Annotated in this window: 25 protein-coding genes; 15 read left to right on the forward strand and 10 right to left on the reverse strand. The window is 59.3% G+C overall.

The window, feature by feature from the left end; genetic code table 11:
* Nucleotide 1 precedes the first annotated feature (1 nt).
* A complete protein-coding gene (locus tag ACJ8PL_RS24780) occupies nucleotides 2-958 on the reverse strand; it encodes a polysaccharide deacetylase family protein (protein ID WP_016929690.1) in 957 nt (318 codons plus the stop codon).
* Nucleotides 959-1,168: 210 nt separating this feature from the next.
* Between ACJ8PL_RS24780 and rfaQ the strand changes: the two genes are divergently transcribed.
* From rfaQ to ACJ8PL_RS24795, 3 genes are read left to right on the forward strand one after another with little or no spacing between them, the layout of a single operon-like run.
* The gene (gene rfaQ / locus ACJ8PL_RS24785) at nucleotides 1,169-2,251 is read left to right on the forward strand and encodes a putative lipopolysaccharide heptosyltransferase III (RefSeq protein ID WP_049299568.1); all 1,083 of its coding nucleotides are present in this window, start codon (nucleotides 1,169-1,171) and stop codon (nucleotides 2,249-2,251) included.
* Nucleotides 2,248-3,375 (forward strand): glycosyltransferase family 4 protein, encoded by a 1,128-nt coding sequence (locus ACJ8PL_RS24790; RefSeq protein WP_016929688.1) that lies wholly within the window; start codon nucleotides 2,248-2,250, stop codon nucleotides 3,373-3,375. Before rfaQ ends, ACJ8PL_RS24790 begins: the two co-directional genes overlap by 4 nt.
* A gap of 2 nt (nucleotides 3,376-3,377) precedes the next feature.
* Nucleotides 3,378-4,478: a glycosyltransferase gene (locus ACJ8PL_RS24795; protein ID WP_079450581.1), complete on the forward strand. Its 1,101-nt coding sequence runs from the start codon at nucleotides 3,378-3,380 to the stop codon at nucleotides 4,476-4,478.
* A gap of 44 nt (nucleotides 4,479-4,522) precedes the next feature.
* On the opposite strand, the gene ACJ8PL_RS24800 is transcribed toward ACJ8PL_RS24795, so the two are convergent.
* A complete protein-coding gene (locus ACJ8PL_RS24800; protein WP_016929686.1) occupies nucleotides 4,523-5,536 on the reverse strand; it encodes a glycosyltransferase family 9 protein in 1,014 nt (337 codons plus the stop codon).
* 125 nt (nucleotides 5,537-5,661) lie between these two features.
* Between ACJ8PL_RS24800 and waaA the strand changes: the two genes are divergently transcribed.
* From waaA to coaD, 3 genes are read left to right on the forward strand one after another with little or no spacing between them, the layout of a single operon-like run.
* Nucleotides 5,662-6,939: a lipid IV(A) 3-deoxy-D-manno-octulosonic acid transferase gene (gene waaA / locus ACJ8PL_RS24805; RefSeq protein WP_016929685.1), complete on the forward strand. Its 1,278-nt coding sequence runs from the start codon at nucleotides 5,662-5,664 to the stop codon at nucleotides 6,937-6,939.
* Entirely contained in the window at nucleotides 6,940-7,713 is a 774-nt protein-coding gene (locus tag ACJ8PL_RS24810; protein WP_016929684.1) for a glycosyltransferase family 2 protein, read from the forward strand. It begins immediately after the preceding gene.
* A gap of 3 nt (nucleotides 7,714-7,716) precedes the next feature.
* Nucleotides 7,717-8,202 carry a pantetheine-phosphate adenylyltransferase gene (coaD, locus tag ACJ8PL_RS24815; RefSeq protein ID WP_442531445.1) on the forward strand — a complete coding sequence of 162 codons (486 nt, stop codon included), beginning with the start codon at nucleotides 7,717-7,719 and terminating at the stop codon, nucleotides 8,200-8,202.
* A 3-nt stretch (nucleotides 8,203-8,205) separates the two neighbouring features.
* Here coaD and mutM read toward each other — a convergent pair whose 3' ends face one another.
* The 4 genes from mutM to radC form a co-directional block, all read right to left on the reverse strand.
* Entirely contained in the window at nucleotides 8,206-9,021 is an 816-nt protein-coding gene (gene mutM, locus ACJ8PL_RS24820; RefSeq protein ID WP_028128080.1) for a bifunctional DNA-formamidopyrimidine glycosylase/DNA-(apurinic or apyrimidinic site) lyase, read from the reverse strand.
* An 81-nt stretch (nucleotides 9,022-9,102) separates the two neighbouring features.
* On the reverse strand, nucleotides 9,103-9,270 hold the full coding sequence (gene rpmG, locus ACJ8PL_RS24825; protein WP_002442576.1) for a 50S ribosomal protein L33: 168 nt from the start codon (nucleotides 9,268-9,270) through the stop codon (nucleotides 9,103-9,105).
* A gap of 11 nt (nucleotides 9,271-9,281) precedes the next feature.
* Nucleotides 9,282-9,518, reverse strand: coding sequence for a 50S ribosomal protein L28 (gene rpmB / locus ACJ8PL_RS24830; protein ID WP_004931195.1), 237 nt, complete (start codon nucleotides 9,516-9,518; stop codon nucleotides 9,282-9,284).
* 262 nt (nucleotides 9,519-9,780) lie between these two features.
* On the reverse strand, nucleotides 9,781-10,464 hold the full coding sequence (gene radC, locus ACJ8PL_RS24835; RefSeq protein ID WP_016929682.1) for a RadC family protein: 684 nt from the start codon (nucleotides 10,462-10,464) through the stop codon (nucleotides 9,781-9,783).
* Nucleotides 10,465-10,646: 182 nt separating this feature from the next.
* Here radC and coaBC point away from each other — a divergent pair, with 182 nt between their 5' ends.
* The 3 genes from coaBC (at nucleotide 10,647) to slmA (ending at nucleotide 13,147) form a co-directional block, all read left to right on the forward strand.
* On the forward strand, nucleotides 10,647-11,864 hold the full coding sequence (coaBC, locus tag ACJ8PL_RS24840) for a bifunctional phosphopantothenoylcysteine decarboxylase/phosphopantothenate--cysteine ligase CoaBC (protein ID WP_261106812.1): 1,218 nt from the start codon (nucleotides 10,647-10,649) through the stop codon (nucleotides 11,862-11,864).
* Nucleotides 11,842-12,300, forward strand: coding sequence for a dUTP diphosphatase (gene dut, locus ACJ8PL_RS24845; protein ID WP_016929680.1), 459 nt, complete (start codon nucleotides 11,842-11,844; stop codon nucleotides 12,298-12,300). The genes coaBC and dut overlap by 23 nt, the downstream gene beginning before the upstream one ends.
* A gap of 250 nt (nucleotides 12,301-12,550) precedes the next feature.
* Nucleotides 12,551-13,147 carry a nucleoid occlusion factor SlmA gene (gene slmA / locus ACJ8PL_RS24850; RefSeq protein WP_025304700.1) on the forward strand — a complete coding sequence of 199 codons (597 nt, stop codon included), beginning with the start codon at nucleotides 12,551-12,553 and terminating at the stop codon, nucleotides 13,145-13,147.
* A 31-nt stretch (nucleotides 13,148-13,178) separates the two neighbouring features.
* Here slmA and pyrE read toward each other — a convergent pair whose 3' ends face one another.
* Nucleotides 13,179-13,820: an orotate phosphoribosyltransferase gene (pyrE, locus tag ACJ8PL_RS24855; RefSeq protein ID WP_004931204.1), complete on the reverse strand. Its 642-nt coding sequence runs from the start codon at nucleotides 13,818-13,820 to the stop codon at nucleotides 13,179-13,181.
* Nucleotides 13,821-13,916: 96 nt separating this feature from the next.
* Nucleotides 13,917-14,633, reverse strand: a complete 717-nt coding sequence (gene rph / locus ACJ8PL_RS24860) for a ribonuclease PH (RefSeq protein WP_025160305.1) — start codon at nucleotides 14,631-14,633, stop codon at nucleotides 13,917-13,919.
* Nucleotides 14,634-14,759: 126 nt separating this feature from the next.
* Here rph and ACJ8PL_RS24865 point away from each other — a divergent pair, with 126 nt between their 5' ends.
* Complete coding sequence (locus tag ACJ8PL_RS24865) at nucleotides 14,760-15,623, forward strand: YicC/YloC family endoribonuclease (RefSeq protein ID WP_015379441.1); 864 nt, start codon at nucleotides 14,760-14,762, stop codon at nucleotides 15,621-15,623.
* 55 nt (nucleotides 15,624-15,678) lie between these two features.
* Here the strand turns inward: ACJ8PL_RS24865 and ACJ8PL_RS24870 are convergent, their stop codons facing one another.
* Nucleotides 15,679-16,068, reverse strand: coding sequence for a hypothetical protein (locus tag ACJ8PL_RS24870; protein WP_016929655.1), 390 nt, complete (start codon nucleotides 16,066-16,068; stop codon nucleotides 15,679-15,681).
* A gap of 371 nt (nucleotides 16,069-16,439) precedes the next feature.
* On the opposite strand from ACJ8PL_RS24870, the gene ACJ8PL_RS24875 reads away from it, so the two are divergent.
* Nucleotides 16,440-17,624, forward strand: a complete 1,185-nt coding sequence (locus ACJ8PL_RS24875; protein ID WP_028128070.1) for a NupC/NupG family nucleoside CNT transporter — start codon at nucleotides 16,440-16,442, stop codon at nucleotides 17,622-17,624.
* Between the two features lie 34 nt (nucleotides 17,625-17,658).
* On the opposite strand, the gene ACJ8PL_RS24880 is transcribed toward ACJ8PL_RS24875, so the two are convergent.
* Nucleotides 17,659-18,093, reverse strand: coding sequence for a DUF3574 domain-containing protein (locus ACJ8PL_RS24880; RefSeq protein ID WP_049299565.1), 435 nt, complete (start codon nucleotides 18,091-18,093; stop codon nucleotides 17,659-17,661).
* A 253-nt stretch (nucleotides 18,094-18,346) separates the two neighbouring features.
* Between ACJ8PL_RS24880 and ACJ8PL_RS24885 the strand changes: the two genes are divergently transcribed.
* From ACJ8PL_RS24885 to spoT, 4 genes are all read left to right on the forward strand, one after another.
* Nucleotides 18,347-18,964, forward strand: a complete 618-nt coding sequence (locus tag ACJ8PL_RS24885; RefSeq protein ID WP_025304704.1) for a trimeric intracellular cation channel family protein — start codon at nucleotides 18,347-18,349, stop codon at nucleotides 18,962-18,964.
* Nucleotides 18,965-19,175: 211 nt separating this feature from the next.
* Nucleotides 19,176-19,799: a guanylate kinase gene (gene gmk / locus ACJ8PL_RS24890; protein WP_033636481.1), complete on the forward strand. Its 624-nt coding sequence runs from the start codon at nucleotides 19,176-19,178 to the stop codon at nucleotides 19,797-19,799.
* A 54-nt stretch (nucleotides 19,800-19,853) separates the two neighbouring features.
* Nucleotides 19,854-20,129: a DNA-directed RNA polymerase subunit omega gene (gene rpoZ, locus ACJ8PL_RS24895; protein ID WP_004931221.1), complete on the forward strand. Its 276-nt coding sequence runs from the start codon at nucleotides 19,854-19,856 to the stop codon at nucleotides 20,127-20,129.
* An 18-nt stretch (nucleotides 20,130-20,147) separates the two neighbouring features.
* A complete protein-coding gene (gene spoT / locus ACJ8PL_RS24900; protein ID WP_015379445.1) occupies nucleotides 20,148-22,259 on the forward strand; it encodes a bifunctional GTP diphosphokinase/guanosine-3',5'-bis pyrophosphate 3'-pyrophosphohydrolase in 2,112 nt (703 codons plus the stop codon).
* Nucleotides 22,260-22,262: the final 3 nt, after the last annotated feature.

Here is a 22,262-nt window from a genome sequence, read left to right on the forward strand (position 1 = left end):
TTTAATTCGCTTTAAGTTGATAATACTCGGCCAGCGTCATGCCCACCGTGCGCTGCTGCAGCCAGTCAAACAGCTGCTCCAGATCGCGGTACAGCCCTTCGATATCCTGCTCGGTTTTGAACGTCGGGCTGCCGCCCGGCATAAATTCGGAGGAGTGCAGCATGAATTCAACGTAGTCATGCCCCTGCGCCAGCGATGCCTCAGCCACGCTTATCATCTTGGCCACATTGCCGCCACTCGGCCGCAGCCAGTTGACGGACGGCGAACGCCGCTTGCCGCGCAGCCGGTCATAGCCCTGCTTGAAGGCATTCATCAGCGCCGAATGCTTGTACTGGATGCTCATCGGCACTTCCAGCAGCGACGAAGCGCCCGGTTTGGCGATGTTCTGCGGATCGATGAAATAGGCCTGCGACGGGAACCGGCTGTAATCTGTGCCGCCGTCGCCCTGCGGATTGCCCGGCGAAAACTGCCAGTTGACCCGCGGCGTCACCGAACAGTCCACCTGATAGCCGTATTCCAGCAGCAGCGAGGCATAATATTCGTTGAACGCCCAACGGCCGGCGCGATGACTGAGCATTTTGGTCTGGAAGGCGTCTTCCAGCAGCTTGGTCATGTGATCGACCTTGGCGCGGATCTGATCGGCGGGATACTCGATCAAATAAGGCTTGTGGCGCCAGTCGTCGTCGGTGAGCGGCGCTAGCGGCGGGCTGTTCCAGGCATGCAGGTGCATGCCCACTTCACCCGTGCCACGAGCGATCACGTCGCGCGCGAACTCGACATAAGCCGGGTCCACCGCCATTTCATAGTTGGTGAGATAAACCGGTTTGAAGGCGTATTTTTCGCACAATGCCTGAAAGCGCGGCAAGAAACGCGTGTTTTCGGTCGCGATGCGATCGTGGTTTTGCCACAGATTATCGCCTTCGGTATCAATGGTGATGAGAAACGCCGGTTTAGTCATGAATATCGAGCCTGATATCAACAGAATGCACTATGTTACGCAGGCCGTTTCGCCAGGGCAAACGACTTTGCTGCCTGGTTTGGACAACGTTGAAGCGCATTCGTCCCCGGCTCGGCGATTTTTTTACGACCAGGCAAGAAAACCTTGCAACAGTAGCCACATGCGATCGTGTCATTTAGAATCAAAGATTGGTTTCCCAGAAAGCGACCCATGATGAACGACGCGCCAGCCCCAACTTCCGCCCCATCCGTACAGCGTATTTTGATCATAAAACTGCGCCATCACGGCGATATGCTGCTGGTCACGCCGGTCATCAGCAGCCTGCGGCAAAACTACCCGCAGGCGCAGATCGATGTGCTGCTGTATCAGGAAACGCAGGAGATGCTGGCCAGTAATCCGGAACTGTCGACGCTGTTCGCCATCGACCGTCAATGGAAAAAACAGGGCGCCCGCGCGCATCTGGGGCACGAACTGGCGCTGCTGCGTCGCCTGAAGGCGCAACGCTACGATCTGGTGGTCAACCTGGCCGATCAGTGGCGCAGCGCCATCCTCACGCGCCTGACCGGTGCGCGTATCCGTCTGGGCTTCGATTTCCCCAAACGCCGCGGCTTCCTGTGGCGCCATTGCCATACGCAGCTGGTGCCGGTCGACAATCACGCCCACCTGCATACCGTCGAACAGAATCTTTCGCTGCTTGCGCCGCTGAACCTGCCCGCGCTCAATGAACATGTGACCATGAGTTACGATCCGCAGGATTGGCAGGCTTGTGAGCAACGGTTGCAGAAACAGGGCGTCGCCGGCGGTTATATTGTGGTGCAGCCCACCTCGCGCTGGTTCTTCAAATGCTGGAGCGAAGAGAAAATGGCCGCCACCCTCACCGCCTTGCAGGCCGACGGCCACCAGTTGGTGATCACCTCCGGCCCCGACGCCAGAGAACAAGCCATGGTCGAGCGCATTTTGGCACTCTGCCCGCCACAGGGTGTGATCTCGTTGGCCGGCCAGCTGACGCTGCGCCAACTGGCCGCCCTGATTGACCACGCCAAACTGTTTATCGGCGTGGATTCAGTGCCTATGCACATGGCCGCCGCGCTGCAAACGCCGTGCGTGGCGCTGTTCGGCCCTTCCAAGCTGACTTTCTGGCGGCCGTGGCAAGCTACCGGCGCCGTGATCTGGGCCGGCGACTTCGGCGAACTGCCCGATCCGGACGCCATCGATACCGGCACCGACGAACGGTATCTCGACCTTATTCCTACAGACGCGGTGATTGCAGCCGCGCGGAGCACGCTGGCATGAAAGCATTTCGTTTGGCGATCGTTCGCCAAAAATACCGCCCGGACGGCGGAGCCGAACGTTTCGTTTCCCGCGCCCTGGAAGCGCTGGAGCAACAGGATCTCGATCTGAACGTCATCACTCGCGAATGGCAGGGTGACGCCAATCCCAACTGGCATATCCACCTGTGCAATCCATTAAAGCTCGGCCGCATCAGCCGCGAACGGGGCTTCGCCGTGGCGGCCAGAGCGCTGTGGCAGAAAGAGCGCTTCGATCTGGTGCAAAGCCACGAGCGCATTCCCGGCTGCGACATCTATCGCGCCGGCGACGGCGTACACCGCCGCTGGCTGCTGCAACGCGCGCGGCTGCTGCCGGAATGGCGCCGCAAGTGGCTGTTCTCCAATCGCTATCACCGCTATGTGATGTGCGCCGAACGCGCCATGTACGCCGCGCCCGAGCTGAAAGCCGTCATCTGCAACGCCGAGATGATCAAGCAGGAAATCATCGCCGACTTTGGCGTGCCCGCCGACAAGATCACGGTGATCTATAACGCCATCGACAATCAAAAATTCCCGCCCGCCGACGAGGCCCAGCGTCAACGTCTGCGCGAGCAATATCAGATCCCGCAACAGGCGCACTGCCTGATCTTCGTCGGCTCCGGCTTTGAGCGCAAAGGGCTGGCCGCCGCCATCCGCGCCGTGGCGGCGACCGACAGCCACCTCCTGGTGGTCGGTAAAGACAAAGCCGAAAAACGCTATCGGGCGCTGGCGCAGTCGCTGGGCTGCGGCGATCGCATTCACTTTATGGGCGTGCAGAAGCAGACCCTGCCGTTCTATCAGGCCGCGGACGCGCTGCTGCTGCCGACGCTGTACGATCCATTCCCGAATGTGATTCTGGAAGCCATGTCATGCGGCCTGCCGGTTATCACCAGCACCACCTGCGGCGGCGCCGAGTTTATCACCCCAGGCCAGAACGGCTTCGTGACCGACGCGCTCGATGTACCGGCCATCACGGAGGCTATTCGGGCACTGCCGCGCCAGGCGCTGGGCTCATCCATGGGCGAAGCGGCGAGATTGCGCATTATGACGGCTACGCCGGCGCATCTGTCCGAACAGCTCATTTCCCTCTATAACCGGTTACTGGATTAGCTATGCGTATTCTGATGATCATCGATGGTCTGCCGGGCGGCGGCGCGGAAAAAGTGGTGCTGACCCTGTGTCAGGGCATGCAGCAACAGGGGCATGACGTCAGTCTGATCTCGCTGCGCGACGTCTGCAATTACCCTATCCCGTCAGGCATTGATTATCAGGTGGTAGCCGATCGCAGCCGTGCCCCCTGGCGCAAGCTGACCGAGCTGCCGCGCCGCGCCGCCGCGCTGGATCGCGCGATAGCCGAACACGAGCGCCAACGCGGCGCGTTCGATCTGGTGTTCTCCAACCTGCATAAAACCGATCGCATCGTCAGCCGCAGCAAGCGGCTGGCTTCGGACCGTCTGTGGTTCTGCATTCACGGCATTCTCTCCACCTCCTACCTCGGCCACCGCAAGGGTCTGGATCGCTGGCTGAAGCAACGCAAAATCGCCAACGTTTACCAGGGGAGAAATATCGTCGCCGTTTCACAGGCGGTCGGCGACGATCTGCAGCGGAACTTGCCGATCCGCCCGCGCCGCCTGGCGGTCATCAACAATCCGTTTGACCTCGACGCCATCCGGCAACAGGCGGCGGCGCCTTGCGAACTGGCCGGCCAGGACTATCTGGTGCACGTCGGCCGCTTTCACGCCACCAAGCGGCATGACCGCCTGCTGAAAGCCTATGCGCTCTCCGGCATTCAGGCGCCGCTGGCCTTGATCGGCACCGGGGATGACGCCCGCGTCGCCGAGGTCAAGCGTCTGGCGGCAGACTTGGGCATCGCAGAGCGCGTGCTGTTCCTCGGTTTCCAGACCAATCCCTATCCGTTTATCCGCCATGCCTCGCTGTTGGTGCTCAGTTCCGATAGCGAAGGGTTTGGCAATGTGCTGGTAGAATCGCTGTTGTGCGACACGCCGGTGGTCAGCACCCGCTGTCCGGGCGGCCCTGCGGAAATTCTGGAAAAAGCCGGCATGGCTAACGCGTTGGCGGAATTAAACGAAGCGTCGCTGGCAGAAAAAATGGCGGAAATTTACGCCAACCCGCCACAGATAAATCAACAGCAATTGCTGAGCTACGGGCTTGAGCCTATTTGCCATCAATATATTGAGCTGAAAGAAAAATAATAAAAAAATAAATAAGGCAGGGGATGCCTGCCTTATTTTCTTCGTTAGTTGAGCGCCTGCATTTTCTGCCAAACCTCATCGACAGAAACATCTTCACAGTGCCCCGACTCGCTCTGCAAAATATGATGACGGCCGGTCCATGGATGCCAGGACGTTTTATCGGTATCGCCAAAGAACACCACCATGTCCTTATTCAACGCAGCGGCAAGATGCATCTGCCCACCGTCGCTGCACAGCACCCGGTCGCATAAATCAAACCCGCCCAACAGCTCGCGCACCGACGCCGTCGGATAAAGCGCGACGCGTTCGTTTTGGCACAGCGCCAGCAGCTGTTCGGCGCGCTGCTGATCGCCGACGTCGTCCGGCGCCAGCGTGCCCTGCGGCGACCAAAAGATCAGCACGCCGGTGTGGGGATCGGCGGTCAGACGGTTGATGATTTCGGCATAGCGTTCAACCGGCCAGCGTCTTTTCGGGCTGCGGCTGCTGATATGCACGGCGCATACCCGTTCGACCGACGGCAGACGTTCCTGCAGCCGCTGCGCCGCCAATTGCCGCTCTTCAGGCGTCAGGAATACCCGCACCGGCGGGATCGGAATGGATTGATCGGTGATCGCCGATAAATAGCTGTAGGTGTGTTCGACCTGATGGAGGCCGCGGAAATCGTCCTTGCGGAACGGGCGATGAATATCTTTCGTGCCCAGATCGGCGCCGATGATATGGGTGGCGCCGGCCATTTTCGCTAAACGCAGGCTGTATTTGCATGGCACCGGGTTGGCCAGAATAACCGCATCGAACTTTATTTTGCGCAGCTTCAGGAAGATCATCAGACGTTCGAAATAAACGCCCAACGTCGTTTCATTTTTCGCCTTGTGCTTGGCCTTTTTATAGACAAAGACTTTCTCGAGATGAGGGTTGTTTTTAACAACGTCCTGGCTGACTTTATTGATCAGCAGATAAACTTTTGCGTCTGGATAGGCAATTTTCACCCCTTCAATCAGAGGCGTGGTGCAAACAAGATCGCCGATGTTGTCGCGGCGAATAATTAAAATATTCTTCATTCCGAGCCTATCGGCGAAATCGCTCGCCGGTTGTCTGAAACTGACACCCAAGGTTACCAAATTAGCGCCTTTCCCTTCCAGTTATGGTACTATTCCGAATAACCCATATAAATGAAATTGATAGAATGTTGCTGCGTTTATATCAGGTACTACTCTACCTCATCCAACCCCTGATCTGGCTCCGCTTACTGCTGCGCAGCCGCAAAGCTCCAGCCTACCGTAAACGCTGGGCGGAACGCTATGGCTTCTGCGCCGGGAAAGTCGTGCCGGGCGGCATCATGCTGCATTCCGTCTCCGTCGGCGAAACGCTGGCGGCCATCCCGCTGGTGCGGGCGCTGCGCCATCGTTACCCCGCTTTGCCGATAACTGTGACCACAATGACCCCTACAGGTTCAGAACGCGTCCAGTCCGCTTTCGGCAAAGACGTGCATCATGTCTATCTGCCCTACGATCTGCCCGGTTCCATGAACCGCTTCCTCGACCAGGTGAATCCCAAGCTGGTGATCATCATGGAAACCGAGCTGTGGCCTAACCTGATCAACGCGCTGCATCAGCGGCAAATCCCCCTGGTGATCGCCAATGCGCGCCTGTCGGCCCGCTCCGCCGCCGGCTATAAGAAAATTGGCGGATTCATGCGCGATATGCTGCGCCGCATTACGCTGATCGCCGCACAGAACCAGGAAGACGGCGATCGGTTTATCGAACTGGGCCTGAAACGCTCGCAGCTGGCCGTAACCGGCAGCCTGAAATTCGATATCTCCGTCACCCCGGAACTGGCCGCCCGCGCCGTTACGCTGCGCCGCCAATGGGCGCCGCGCCGCCCGGTGTGGATCGCCACCAGCACCCATGACGGTGAAGAAACCATCCTGCTGGAAGCGCACCGCAAGCTGCTGGAAAAACACCCCGACCTGCTGCTGATCCTGGTGCCGCGTCACCCGGAACGCTTCCCGACCGCCAAGGAGCTGGTGCAGAAAGCCGGCTTCAGCTACACCCTGCGCAGCAGCGGCGAAATCCCGTCTGGCAGCACCCAAGTGGTGATCGGCGATACCATGGGCGAACTGATGCTGCTGTACGGCATCGCCGATCTGGCCTTTGTCGGCGGCAGCCTGGTGGAACGCGGCGGGCACAACCCGCTGGAAGCCGCCGCGCACGCCATCCCGGTGCTGATGGGTCCGCATACCTTCAACTTTAAAGACATCTGCGCCAAGCTCTCGCAGGCCGAAGGCCTGATCACCGTGGCCGACGTGGATTCGCTGGTGAAGGAAGTGGAAACCCTGTTGACTGACGAAGATTACCGTCGCTACTACGGCCGCCATGCGGTGGAAGTGCTGTATCAGAATCAGGGAGCGTTGCAGCGCCTGCTGCAGCTGCTTGAACCGCATCTGCCGCCCCGGAGCCACTGAATGAGCAGCCGCAAAAGCCTGTCGGTGGTGATGATCGCCAAAAACGAAGCCGGGCTGTTACCGGACTGTCTGCGCTCGGTCGAGTGGGCCGATGAAATCATCGTGCTGGACTCCGGCAGCGAGGACGACAGCGTCGCCGTCGCCGAAAGCCTGGGCGCCAAAGTCTTCACGCACACCGACTGGCAAGGATTCGGCAAGCAGCGCCAGCTGGCGCAAAGCTACGCCAGCCATGACTACGTTTTGATGATCGACGCCGACGAACGCGTCACGCCCGAACTGCGGCAATCCATCGAACGGGTGTTGAACGCGCCGGACGACGGCGCCGTCTACAGCTGTGCGCGGCGCAACCTGTTCCTTGGCCGCTTCATGCGCCACAGCGGCTGGTATCCCGACCGCGTCAACCGCCTGTACGCCAACCCACGCTATCGCTATAACGACGATCTGGTGCACGAGTCGCTGAACATCGGCGACGCCAAAGTCATCCCCCTCAGCGGCGATATGCTGCACCTGACCTGCCGCGACTTCTTCGCCTTCCAGCGCAAACAGCTGCGCTATGCCGAAGAGTGGGCCACACAGCGTCATCGAGCCGGCAAGCGTTGCGGCTATCTGTCTATCCTGACCCACACGCTCGGCGCCTTCGTCAAAACCTGGCTGCTGCGCGCCGGCTTCCTGGATGGCAAACAGGGGTTGCTGTTGGCGGTGGTCAACGCGCAATATACCTTCAATAAATATGCCGCATTATGGGCATTGGGCCGCAACTACTCAGAGAAGTGAATCATGACCAGCAAAGCCATCTATCCCGGGACGTTCGATCCCATGACCAACGGCCACCTGGATTTAGTGACGCGCGCGTCGCTGATGTTCGATCACGTGATTCTGGCCATCGCCGCCAGCCCAAGCAAAAAGCCGCTGTTTAGCCTGGATGAGCGCGTGGCGTTGGCGACGCAGGTCACCTCGCATCTGGACAATGTGGAAATACTGGGCTTCAGCGAGCTGATGGCGCACTTTGCCGCACACCAGAATGCCAACATCCTGGTGCGCGGCCTGCGTGCGGTGTCTGACTTTGAATACGAACTGCAGTTGGCGAACATGAACCGCCATTTGATGCCGACGCTGGAAAGCGTGTTCCTGATGCCTTCCGAAGAGTGGTCGTTCATCTCCTCCTCACTGGTGAAGGAGGTCGCGCGTCACGGCGGCGATATTGCGCCTTTCCTGCCTGATGTGGTGACGCAAGCGCTGATGGCGAAGCTCGCCGCCGAGTGATGCTCAGCGCTGGCAGCGCCGGCAAAAGAAGGTGCTGCGCTGCCCGTGCTTGGCGGATTCGATCGGCGTGCCGCACGCGCGGCAAGGTTCTCCCGCCCGCCCGTAAACCTGCAACTCCTGCGCGAAATACCCCGGTTTGCCGTCCGACTGCAAAAAGTCGCGCAATGTCGTGCCACCCTGCTCGATAGAGCGCTGCAACACCGCCTTGATGGTCTTCGCCAGCAGTTCCGCTTCGGCTTTGCTCAACGAGCCCGCCGGACGATCGGGCAGGATCCCGGCGCTGAACAGCGATTCGCTGGCGTAAATGTTACCGACGCCGACCACCAGCTTGTTATCCATCAGCCACGGTTTGATCAGCGTGCGCTTATTGCGTGATTTTTCATACAGGTAGTCGCCGTTGAACGCTTCGCTCAGCGGTTCCGGCCCCAGATGCGCCAACACGCTGCTGGTCGCCAGGTCTTCGCACCACAGCCAGGCGCCGAAACGGCGCGGATCGGTATAGCGCAGGATCATGCCGTTGCTGATCACCAGATCGACGTGGTCGTGTTTGCCGGCCTCGTCTTCGTTTTCCTCGCGCAGCATGCGCAGGCTGCCCGACATGCCCAGGTGCACGATAATCCAACCGTTCTCCAGCTCGATCAGCAGGTATTTGGCCCGGCGCTGCACGCTGAGCACCGGCCGATCGCTCAGCGTCAGGATCTGTTCGGAAACCGGCCAGCGCAGGCGCGCGTTGCGCACCACCGCATACTGAATGCTGTGGCCGACAAGATAAGGCTCTATACCGCGTCTGCTCGTCTCAACTTCCGGTAATTCAGGCATCTGGCTTCCCCTCCGACGTTTTCTACCCTTTATAAAACAAAAAACCCGGCCAAGGCCGGGTTTTTCATTAATCCACTAAAATTATTTAATTTTAGCTTCTTTGTATACTACGTGCTGACGGACAACTGGATCGAATTTCTTCAGTTCCAATTTTTCCGGCTTAGTACGCTTGTTCTTCGTGGTGGTATAGAAGTGACCAGTACCAGCAGAAGAAACCAGCTTGATCTTCTCGCGAACACCTTTAGCCATGATTCAGTTCCTTAATACTTCTCACCACGGGCACGCAGATCGGCCAGAACCGTCTCAATACCCTTCTTATCGATAACACGCATACCTTTAGCAGATACACGCAGAGTTACAAAGCGCTTCTCAGCCTCAACCCAAAAACGGTGTGAGTGCAGGTTAGGCAGAAAACGGCGTTTGGTCGCGTTCATTGCGTGGGAACGGTTGTTACCGCTCACCGGGCGCTTGCCAGTAACTTGGCAGACTCGGGACATGTCTATTCTCCAAAAATCAAATCAGCTCGAGCTTCGTATAGGGTATGGCCGCCTCGTCAGGCTTTTAGAGCCCATCTCAGCAAACTTCATACTGAGGAGACTCTCGTCATCAGGTAGAAACCACACATCAGGTCAGAAACCTGCTGAGATAGGCTCTTGCGCCAAACCCAAGATTCTCAAAGGTGGCGTAGTATACGCTCTGAAGCGTAAGTGCTCAAGTCCCGAACAGCTAAAGATCCCACAAGGATCGCGAAAAAATCGCTTAAAGCCATCCGCGCTCGGCAAAAGAGACGCATTCACCCCGACCGATCACCAAATGATCAAGCACTCGGATCTCCAATAACTGACAGGCTTTCACCACCTGTTCCGTTATTAAACGGTCGGCATGACTGGGTTCAGCCTTACCCGAAGGGTGATTATGCGCGAGAATCAGCGCGGCGGCATTAGCCTTCAACGCTTCACGCACAATTTCTCTCGGGTAGACGACGACGCTGCTGATGGTACCAGCAAACATCTCCTGATGGCGAATAACCCGGTGCTGATTGTCTAAAAACAATACCAAAAAGACCTCTCGCTCGCGATGCGCCAGCAGGCTTTGCAGATAATGCTGGGTGACGCGCGGATTGAGCATGGCGTTTTCCTGCGACAAATGGCTGGAAAAGAAGCGCAGCGCCAGCTCGGCAATCGCCTGCAGCTGCGTATAGCTGGCGTCGCCCAGGCCTTTTTGACTGCAAAACGCCTGATGATCGGCCGACATCAGGTGGTAAAGCGAGCCGAACCGGCGCAGCAGCTGCTCCGCCAGCTGCATCACGTGCACGCCGGGCAACCCGGTGCGCAAGAAAATGGCCAACAGCTCCGCGTCGGACAGCGCCGCGGCCCCCTGCATCAACAGCTTTTCACGCGGCGCCAGCGCGCCCGGCCAGCACGCCACAGTCGGGTTGCTCATCGTGTTCCTCCCTGAAAGGGCTACAGCATGCCACGCGCCCCCGGCGCGTTCGACAGGTGTTTGATAACATTGCGAAGTGTTTCGCAAAGCACAATGTAACGCCCTGCAGCCATTGCGGAATCACTCACCTGAACGGCGGATATGCTAAAATGGCGCATCTTTCGGCTTTCAATCGGACAATGATGATGACGGGACTTTCCGGCAAACATATTGTGCTTGGCATCAGCGGCGGCATCGCCGCCTACAAATGCCCAGAGCTGGTGCGCCGCCTGCGCGACAGGGGCGCAGAAGTGCGCGTGGTGATGACCCACGCCGCCAAGGCGTTCATTACGCCGCTGACGCTGCAGGCCGTTTCCGGCCACCCGGTGTCCGACGATCTGTTGGATCCCGCCGCCGAGGCCGCCATGGGCCACATCGAACTCGGCAAATGGGCGGATCTGGTGATTCTGGCGCCGGCGACCGCCGATCTGCTGGCGCGCGTCGCCGCCGGCATGGCCAACGATCTGCTGACCACCGTCTGCCTGGCGACCGACGCCCCCATCGCCGCCGCCCCCGCCATGAACCAGCAGATGTATCGCGCCGCCGCCACGCAGGCCAACCTGCAAACGCTGCAGGCGCGCGGCATGCTGCTCTGGGGGCCGGACAGCGGCAGCCAGGCCTGCGGCGACGTCGGCCCGGGCCGCATGCTGGATCCGCTGGACATCGTCGAGCTGGCGAACGGTCATTTCTCCGCCCCGCAGGATCTGCAACATTTGCAGGTTATGATCACCGCCGGCCCAACGCGCGAAGCGCTGGATCCGGTGCGTTTCATCAGCAATCACAGCTCCGGCAAAATGGGTTTCGCCATCGCCCGCGCCGCCGCCGCCCGCGGCGCGCAGGTGACGCTGATCGCCGGGCCGGTGAGCCTGCCGACGCCGCCATCGGTCACCCGAGTGGACGTCACCAGCGCGCTGGAGATGGAACAGGCGGTGCAACAGCGCGCCGCGCAGCAGCAGATTTTCATCTCCTGCGCCGCCGTGGCCGACTACCGCCCCGAGCAGATCGCCGATGAAAAAATAAAAAAACAGGGTGATGAAATCGTCCTCAAGATGGTAAAAAACCCCGATATCGTCGCCGGCGTGGCGGCGATGACCAAAAATCGACCGTTTGTCGTGGGGTTTGCCGCCGAAACCCAGAATGTGGAAGAATACGCGCGGCAAAAACTGGCGCGTAAGAAGCTGGATTTGATTTGCGCTAACGATGTTTCGCTTGCAGAGCACGGGTTCAACAGCGACACCAATGCCCTGCACCTTTTTTGGCAGGATGGAGAAAAGCGCCTGGCGCTGAGCGACAAGGCACTCCTTGGCCAACGTTTAATAGACGAGATAGTCAGCCGTTATGATGAAAAAAATCGACGTTAAGATCCTCGACCCGCGCATCGGTCAGGATTTCCCGCTACCGACCTACGCTACGCCGGGTTCCGCCGGTCTCGACCTGCGCGCCTGTCTGGATAGCGCGGTAGAGCTGGCGCCGGGTGAAACCACGCTGCTGCCTACCGGCCTCGCGATCCACATCGCCGACGCCGGCCTGGCGGCGGTGATCCTGCCGCGCTCCGGCCTGGGCCATAAGCACGGCGTCGTGCTGGGCAACCTGGTCGGCCTGATCGACTCCGATTATCAGGGCCAGCTGATGGTGTCCGTTTGGAACCGCGGCCAGAAGCACTTCACCATCGAGCCAGGCGAACGCATCGCGCAGATGGTCTTCGTGCCGGTGGTGCAGGCCGAATTCAACCTGGTGGAAGAGTTCGACAGCAGCGAACGCGGCGAAGGCGGCTTCGGCCACTCGGGGCGCCACTAAGCGCCACCCAATGCACGAGGGCCGGCAGGGAAACGTCGCCTGAACCTTGCTTTCCGGGGAGAGGGATGTCTCTGCGGCAAGGTTTTACCGCGACAATTGCAGCGCACACCAGGCAGCGCGGAAAAAGGCCGTTAAGGCCGCTGACCCCAGCATCGTAAAAAAGCTATCACATAAGCCGCACAGAGCCTGCTCTGCAGCGGCCGGTGCCCGGGTTTCCGTCAGTTAAGTTTTAGCAAGGGTCTAATCAGACATGGCAGAAAAAGAAAATACGAAAAGGAATCGGCGCGAGGAAATATTGCAGGCGTTAGCCCAGATGCTGGAATCCAGCGACGGCAGCCAACGCATCACCACCGCCAAGCTCGCCGCAAACGTGGGTGTTTCTGAAGCTGCGCTGTACCGGCATTTCCCCAGCAAGACACGGATGTTCGACAGTCTGATCGAGTTTATCGAAGACAGCCTGATCACCCGCATCAACCTGATCTTGCAGGACGAGAAAGAGACGTTCAATCGTCTGCGCCTGATTTTACTGCTGATTCTGGGCTTCGCGGAACGCAACCCGGGGCTGACGCGCATCATGACCGGCCACGCGCTGATGTTTGAACAGGATCGCCTGCAGGGCCGCATCAACCAGCTGTTCGAACGCATCGAGGCGCAGCTGCGTCAGGTGCTGAAAGAGCGCAAATTGCGCGAAGGCAAAGGCTTTATCGTCGATGAAACGCTGTTGGCCAGCCAGCTGCTGGCCTTCTGCGAAGGCATGTTGTCGCGCTATGTGCGTTCGGAATTCCGCTATCGCCCCACACAGGAATTCGACGCCCGCTGGCCGCTGTTGGCGGCACAGCTGCAATAACGAACACGCCGGGCATGCCCGGCGTTGTTATTTATACCCCGTACTGCTCGCGGTAAGCGCGTACCGCCGCCAGGTGGTCCGCCATCTCCGGTTTCTCTTCCAGATAGGCGATCAGATCCTTCAGCGTGACGATTGAAATCACCTTACAGTGATAGTCGCGCTCCACTTCCTGAATGGCGGAGATATCCGCGCGGCCGCGTTCCTGACGGTCGAGGGAGATCAGCACGCCCGCCAGCGAAGCGCCGCTGGCACCGATGATTTCCATCGACTCGCGGATCGCGGTGCCGGCGGTGATCACATCGTCCACCAGCATCACGCGCCCCTGCAGCGGGCTGCCCACCAGCGAACCGCCTTCGCCGTGAGTCTTGGCCTCCTTGCGGTTAAAGCAGTAAGGCACGTCGCGCTCATGGTGTTCCGCCAGCGCCACCGCCGTGGTGGTGGCGATAGGAATGCCTTTATAGGCCGGGCCAAACAGCAGATCGAAATCGATGCCGGAATCCATCAGGGCTTCAGCGTAGAAGCGCCCCAACAGCGCAAGATCGCGCCCGGTATTAAACAGGCCGGCGTTGAAGAAATACGGGCTGGTGCGGCCGGATTTCAGGGTGAACTCGCCGAATTTCAATACCTGCTTGTTAAGCGCGAACTCGATAAACTGGCGCTGATAGGCTTTCATTACTGCTTCTCCTCGTCTGAATCTGCTTGGGTCTTGTCATTACTGCCGCCCGATCGCCGGGCATAAAAAAGGCGACTTCTCAGTCGCCTTGAAAAATCAGTCCGCCAGCGCCGCTTTCTGCGCCTGGAAGATGGTTTCGATGCCCCCTCGGGCCAGCGCCAACAGCGCCAACAGCTCATCGTGGCTGAACGGCTCGCCTTCGGCGGTGCCCTGCACTTCAATCATGCGGCCGTCTTCCATCATCACTACGTTCATGTCAGTTTCCGCCGCGGAATCTTCCACATACTCCAGATCGCACAGCGCTTCGCCATTGACGATGCCGACGGAAACCGCCGCCACCATGCCCTTCATCGGATTGGCTTTCAGCTTGCCGTTGGCCACCAGCGTGTTCAGCGCGTCGGCCAGCGCCACGCAGGCGCCGGAGATGGAAGCGGTGCGGGTGCCGCCGTCGGCCTGCAGTACGTCGCAGTCGAGGGTGATGGTGAATTCACCGAGCTTTTTCAGATCCACCGCGGCGCGCAGCGAGCGAGCGATCAGGCGCTGGATCTCCAGCGTGCGGCCACCCTGTTTGCCTTTGGCGGCTTCACGGGCGTTGCGGCTGTGGGTGGAGCGCGGCAGCATGCCGTACTCGGCGGTGATCCAACCTTGCCCCTGGCCTTTCAGGAAGCGCGGAACGCCCTCTTCTACCGTGGCGGTGCACAAGACTTTGGTATCGCCAAACTCAACCAGCACTGAACCTTCAGCGTGTTTGGTATAGTGACGGGTCAGTGTCAAGGGGCGAACTTGCTGTGGTGCTCTGCCTGCAGGACGCATGGGCTCTCTCCGGCTTCAAATCAACTATTGGCTGCGCATTATACGGGCTTCGTGACGTAATGCCTATCCTGCCCGCAGCCGCGACGCTATAATCGCCTCATCTTTTCCTATTACGGGTACGCATCAATGATCCGCAGCATGACCGCCTACGCCCGGCGTGAAATCAAGGGTGAATGGGGCAGCGCAGCCTGGGAGCTGCGTTCCGTTAACCAGCGCTACTTAGAAACCTACATCCGCCTGCCGGAACAATTCCGCAGCCTGGAGCCGGTGATCCGTGAACGTATCCGTGGCCGCCTGACCCGCGGCAAAGTCGAATGCAACCTGCGTTTCGAACTGGATCCAAGCGCGCAAAGCTCGCTGATCCTGAACGAAAAACTGGCCAAACAGCTGGTCGAAGCCGCCAACTGGGTGAAAATGCAGAGCGACGAAGGGGAAATCAACCCGATCGACGTGCTGCGCTGGCCGGGCGTGATGTCCGCGCAGGAGCAGGATCTGGACGCCATCAGCGCCGAGCTGATGCAGGCGCTAGACGGCGCGCTGGATGACTTTATCGTCGCACGCGAAAGCGAAGGCGCCGCGCTGAAAACGCTGATCGAACAGCGCCTCGACGGCGTCAGCGCCGAAGTGGTCAAAGTGCGCGCCCAGATGCCGAACATCCTGCAATGGCAGCGCGAGCGCCTGGTCAGCAAGCTGGAAGAGGCGCAGGTGCAGCTGGAAAACACCCGCCTGGAGCAAGAGCTGGTGCTGATGGCGCAGCGCATCGACGTCGCCGAAGAGCTGGACCGCCTGGAAGCGCACGTGAAAGAGACGCACAACATCCTGAAGAAGAAAGAAGCCGTCGGCCGCCGCCTCGACTTTATGATGCAGGAATTCAACCGCGAATCGAACACCCTGGCCTCCAAGTCGATCAATGCCGACGTCACCGCCTCCGCCATCGAGCTGAAGGTGTTGATCGAGCAGATGCGCGAGCAGATCCAGAACATCGAGTGATCCCGCTCCGCACGCCATCAAGCCCGCGCCAAGCGGGCTTTTTTATGGCTGCAGATCAGCGATAGGCGGCCGCCTGCTCTTCCTCCATCAGCCCCATTTTCTGCAGCTGCACCGCAATGCTCCAGGTTGAGCGCTCAAACTCATCACTCAGCGCTTCCAGCGTCGCCCCAGCCGCATGGCTCTCACGCAGCCGCAGTTTTTCTTCTTCCGACCAGGGGAAGCAGGCATTGGCCGGCCGGCCCTCGGCCAGATTCATCTGCCGCTTCTCCTCCGGCGTCAACCTGGCTTTTTTCTGCAGTTCGGATTCGCCGTCGAACTCGCTGGCCAATGCGAACAGCAGCCGGATAGCCTCCGGCGCGCAGGCCGCTGAAGCCGGTTTCAACAGCTCGCCGGTGTCGGGATTAACGCCGTTGGCCAGCGCCCTGAGCAACATACCGGTATTCATCGTTCGCCTCCTTGTTCGATAAAATGCGCGCCGGTCGCGGCGCCTTGCCCAAACATGTTTCTCCGCCTTAGCCGAGAAAACCACGCTTTGCGCCGGGAAAAATCGCCCATTGCGAGCCAGATTCCAGGCGCCTGAACGTGCGGGACGGTGGTTGCATCAGGCTGCGAGCCGGCAGGCATCATGGAAGACAGCCCACTAAGGAACGTCGGGGGCTTATGAAAAACTGCCGAGCAGCGCGTGCGGATGACAATCGGCAAGATATCCCGCATGCCATAAGTATTTTGTTCTAATTATCACGCAAGGTAATGAAAGGACGGCGATGCTGTGGCTAAATGTGTTTTTTTCCTGCCCGTGAACCGTACGGACCGTTTATGCCACAAATTCTGCAATTTATTATGGCCCTGGTGGTGATCGTCGCCCTAGCGCTGCTGGTCAGCAATAATCGCAAGAAAATCCGCCTGCGCTATATCATCCAGCTGTTGGTGATCGAAGGCGCGCTGGCCTATTTCTTCCTGCACTCCGCCAGCGGGCTCAGCGTGATCAAGCACGTCGCCGGCTTCTTCGACACCCTGCTCGCCTACGCCGCCCAAGGGTCGGAGTTCGTGTTCGGCGGCATGAGCAAAGATGGCCTGGCGTTTATCTTCCTCGGCGTTTTGTGCCCTATCATCTTTATTTCCGCCCTGATCGGCATTTTGCAGCATTTCCGCATCCTGCCGCTGATCATCCGTCTGGTGGGCACCCTGCTGTCCAAGGTCAACGGCATGGGCAAGCTGGAATCGTTCAACGCCGTCAGCACGCTGGTGCTGGGGCAGTCGGAGAACTTCATCGCCTACAAGGGCATCATCGGCGACATCTCGCCGCGCCGCATGTACACCATGGCCGCGACCGCCATGTCGACGGTATCGCTCTCCATCGTCGGCGCCTACATGTCGATGATCGACGCGCAGTACGTGGTAGCGGCGTTGATCCTTAATATGTTCAGCACCTTCATCATCCTGTCGATCATCAACCCGTATCAGGTCGAAGACGAGCCGGAGCTGAAGCTGAACAAGCTGCACGAAGATCAGAGCTTCTTCGAAATGTTGGGCGAGTACATTCTGGCCGGCTTCAAAATTGCGATGATCATCGCGGCGATGCTGATCGGCTTTATCGCGCTGATCTCCGCCGTCAATGCGCTGTTCTCGGCAGTGCTCGGCATCAGCTTCCAGCAAATCCTCGGCTACGTGTTCTATCCGCTGGCCTGGCTGATCGGCATCCCGGCGGAGGAGGCCCTGAAGGCGGGCAGCATCATGGCGACCAAACTGGTGGCCAACGAATTCGTGGCGATGATTGAGCTGAAGAAGATCGCGGCGGAGCTGTCGCCGCGCGGGTTGGGCATTCTGTCGGTGTTCCTGGTGTCGTTCGCCAACTTCGCCTCCATCGGCATCGTCGCCGGCGCCATCAAGGGGCTGAACGAGCAGCAAGGCAACGTGGTTTCCCGTTTTGGCCTGAAGCTGGTTTACGGCTCGACGCTGGTGAGCCTGTTGTCGGCGGCCATCGCCGGCCTGGTGCTGTAATCCCCACTCCCGGCCACAGGGCCGGGAGTTCGCTTTAAAACGCCACGCACACCGGCGCATCCACCCGCATTACCGAATCCTGCGCAAACTGCTGCTTATAGCCGCTGCGCAGCGCCTCGATATTCGCCTCGCTCTCTTTGCCCGGCGCATGGATCAACAGCAGCGCCTTGCTGTTCTCGCGCGCCAGTTTGCCGTCGTGGCCCAGCCACTGGCCTTTGGCATCAAACACCGTCAGCCCGTCTTTAAAGCGCGGCGTCACCTGGCTATCGACGAAGGTTTGCCACTCGGCGGCGGTGATCGCCGGCCCCGCAGGGCGGTTCAGGCCGAAGTAGAGCGTTGTTTGCACCAGCGGATCACCGGTGCGGCAAACCGGGGCGGGTGACGTTGCCTGGTGGCCTGGCGCCACGCAGCCGCTCAGCAGCAGGGCGGCCACCACGGCGCCGGCGGCCAGTCTCGGGGAGTTTTTCATCTGCAATCTCGATTTTTCGGTTGAAGAATTCGCTGCAAAAATCATAGTCAGCGATGGAAATTAGCGCGAAATTTCTAATGCTTTCATTAACAGCCAGATGTTAAAAAAGGCTGGTTATCGGCAGTAAAAACGGAGTTTGGATTAGCTATATTAATCCGAAACGCCATCGGTGAAAAAAACTCAGTGGCGCGCGTCCTCGGCGGCGATTACCCTGCCGGCCATCATTCTGACGCAAGTACGCTGTGAACCCCTTATGTTACTGAGCATCCTTTATATCATCGGCATCACCGCCGAAGCCATGACCGGCGCGCTGGCGGCCGGCCGCCGCCAAATGGACATGTTCGGCGTGATCATCATCGCCTCTGTCACCGCAATCGGCGGCGGGTCGGTGCGCGATATGTTGCTCGGGCATTTTCCATTGGGCTGGGTCAAACACCCGGAATACATCGTCATCGTCGCGATAGCGGCGATCGTCACCACCTGGGTGGCTCCCCTGATGCGCCATCTGCGCCGCCTGTTCCTGGTGCTCGACGCCGTCGGACTGATCGTTTTCTCGATCATCGGCGCCCAGGTGGCGCTGGATATGGGGCACAGCGCGATTATCGCCGCCATCGCCGCAGTGATCACCGGCGTCTTCGGCGGGGTGCTGCGCGATATGTTCTGCAACCGCATCCCGCTGGTTTTCCAGAAAGAGATCTACGCCGGCATCTCCTTCAGCGCCGCCTGGCTGTATATCGGCCTGCAGCACCTCAGCCTGCCGCACAATCTGGTGGTGATCCTCACGCTGGTCGCCGGCCTGAGCGCGCGTCTGATCGCCCTGCGCTTCCGCCTCGGCCTGCCGGTGTTCAACTACCAGCATCCGGATCACTGATCTCGGGGCGGCAACGCGCCGCCGCCGAGGCCAAAACTGCAAAAATGTCGCTCTTCAGCGCGCATATTCGCTCATTCGACGCTTTTTCCACGCAAAGCCGCGGGCAAAATGCGAGCTAACGCTGCACCCGGCGCGTTAGCCGTGTATACTGTGCGGAGAAAATACACATCCGCTGTTTTTGGCATATCAACCGTTATCAACGAACATCATCATGGCTCAAGGCACGCTTTATATTGTCTCTGCTCCCAGTGGCGCAGGTAAATCAAGTCTGATTCAGGCTTTGTTAAAGACGCAACCGCTGTACGACACGCAGGTTTCGGTTTCGCACACCACGCGCGACAGCCGCCCGGGTGAAAATCACGGCGAGCACTATTTCTTCGTCTCGAAAGACGAATTCCGCCGGATGATCGAGCAGGATGCGTTTCTTGAGCACGCCGAAGTGTTCGGCAACTATTACGGCACCTCGCGCGCCGCCATCGAACAAGTCTTGTCGACCGGCGTGGATGTGTTTCTGGATATCGACTGGCAGGGCGCGCAGCAAATCCGCGCCAAAATGCCGCAGGCGCGCAGCATCTTCATTCTGCCGCCGTCGAAGGAGGAACTGGGCCGTCGCCTGCGCGGGCGCGGGCAGGACTCCGAAGAGGTGATCGCCAAACGCATGGCTCAGGCCGTGGCGGAAATGACGCATTACGCGGAGTACGATTACCTGATCGTGAACGATGACTTCGATCTGGCGCTGTCCGATCTGAAGACCATCATTCGCGCCGAACGCCTGCGTTTGGGCCGCCAGTTGCTGCGGCATGACGCTTTAATCAGCAAACTATTGGCAGACTGAAGGCAGTTTCAGTATCATGCCCAGTCTTTTCGTCACCTGTGGAGTAGCACAAATATGGCACGCGTAACTGTTCAAGACGCTGTAGAGAAAATTGGTAACCGTTTTGACCTGGTGTTGGTCGCTGCTCGTCGGGCGCGTCAGATCCAGACCGGCGGCAAAGATGCACTGGTTCCGGAAGAGAACGACAAGTACACCGTTATCGCCCTGCGCGAAATCGAAGAAGGCCTGATCACCAGCCAGATCCTCGACGTGCGTGAGCGCCAGGAGCAGCAAGAGCAGGAAGCCGCAGAGATTCAAGCGGTTACCGCGATTGCTGAAGGTCGTCGTTAATTAGACAGCGAGTCCGCCTTGTACCTGTTTGAAAGCCTGAATCTGCTGATTCAACGTTACCTGCCCGAGGAGCAGATTAAGCGCCTCAAACAGGCATACCTCGTCGCGCGCGACGCGCACGAGGGCCAGACACGCTCCAGCGGTGAGCCCTACATTACTCACCCGGTCGCCGTGGCCTGCATCCTGGCGGAAATGCGTCTCGACCACGAGACGCTGATGGCGGCGTTGTTGCACGACGTCATCGAAGACACCCCGGCCACCTATCAAGATATGGAACAGCTGTTCGGCAAGAGCGTCGCCGAACTGGTTGAGGGCGTCTCCAAGCTCGACAAACTGAAGTTCCAGGACAAGAAAGAAGCGCAGGCGGAAAACTTCCGCAAGATGATCATGGCGATGGTGCAGGATATCCGCGTCGTGCTGATCAAGCTGGCCGACCGTACGCACAACATGCGCACCCTCGGTTCGCTGCGCCCCGACAAACGCCGGCGCATCGCGCGTGAAACCCTGGAAATCTACAGCCCCCTCGCCCACCGTCTGGGTATTCATCACCTGAAAACCGAGCTGGAAGAGCTGGGCTTCGAGGCGCTGTACCCAAACCGCTATCGCGTGATCAAGGAAGTGGTGAAAGCCGCGCGCGGCAATCGCAAAGAGATGATTCAAAAAATCCTCTCCGAGATCGAAGGGCGGCTGACCGAGGCCGGCATCGCCTGCCGCGTCAGCGGAAGGGAAAAACACCTCTACTCCATCTACCTCAAGATGCACCTGAAAGAACAGCGTTTCCATTCCATCATGGATATCTACGCGTTCCGGGTGATCGTCAAAGAGGTCGATACCTGCTACCGCGTGCTCGGCCAGGTGCACAGCCTGTATAAACCGCGCCCGGGGCGGGTGAAAGATTACATCGCCATTCCCAAGGCCAACGGCTATCAATCGCTGCATACCTCGCTGATCGGCCCGCACGGCGTGCCGGTCGAAGTGCAGATCCGCACCGAAGACATGGACCAGATGGCTGAGATGGGGGTGGCCGCGCACTGGGCTTACAAGGAAAGAGAACAGGGCGAAACCGGCACCACGGCGCAGATCCGCGCCCAACGCTGGATGCAAAGCCTGCTGGAGCTGCAGCAAAGCGCCGGCAGTTCGTTTGAATTTATCGAGAGCGTCAAATCCGATCTGTTCCCGGATGAGATTTACGTTTTCACCCCGGAAGGCCGCATCGTCGAGCTGCCCGCCGGCGCCACGCCGGTCGACTTCGCCTATGCGGTGCATACCGATATCGGCCATGCCTGCGTCGGCGCGCGCGTCGATCGTCAGCCGTACCCGCTGTCGCAGTCGCTGACCAGCGGCCAGACCGTCGAGATCATCACCGCGCCGGGCGCGCGGCCCAACGCCGCCTGGTTGAACTTCGTGGTCAGCTCGAAAGCGCGCGCCAAAATTCGCCAGATGCTGAAGAACCTCAAGCGCGACGACTCTGTCGGCCTCGGCCGCCGTCTGCTCAACCATGCGCTGGGCGGCAGCCGCAAGCTGGCCGAAATTCCGCAGGAAAACATTCAGCACGAGCTGGACCGCATGAAGCTGGCGACGCTGGACGATCTGCTGGCGGAAATCGGCCTGGGCAACGCCATGAGCGTGGTGGTGGCGAAGAACCTGCAGGGCGATCAGTCCAGCCTGGGCACCACCTCCGGCGTGCGCAACCTGGCCATCAAGGGCGCCGACGGCGTGTTGATCACCTTCGCCAAGTGCTGCCGTCCGATTCCGGGCGACCCGATTATCGCTCACGTCAGTCCGGGCAAAGGGCTGGTGATCCACCATGAATCTTGCCGCAATATTCGCGGCTATCAGAAAGAGCCTGAGAAGTTCATGGCGGTCGAGTGGGATAAAGAGACCGAGCAGGAGTTCATCGCCGAGATCAAGGTGGATATGTTTAACCACCAGGGCGCGCTGGCCAACCTGACGGCGGCGATCAACGCGGCCGAGTCCAATATTCAGAGCCTGAACACCGAAGAGAAAGACGGTCGGGTTTATAGCGCCTTTATCCGCTTGACCACCCGCGATCGCATCCATTTGGCAAACATTATGCGTAAAATCCGTATCATGCCGGATGTGATCAAAGTTAACCGCAACCGAAACTAGCGC

This window comes from Serratia sp. CY83965, from assembly GCF_052166375.1.
GTDB classification, from domain to species: domain Bacteria; phylum Pseudomonadota; class Gammaproteobacteria; order Enterobacterales; family Enterobacteriaceae; genus Serratia; species Serratia marcescens.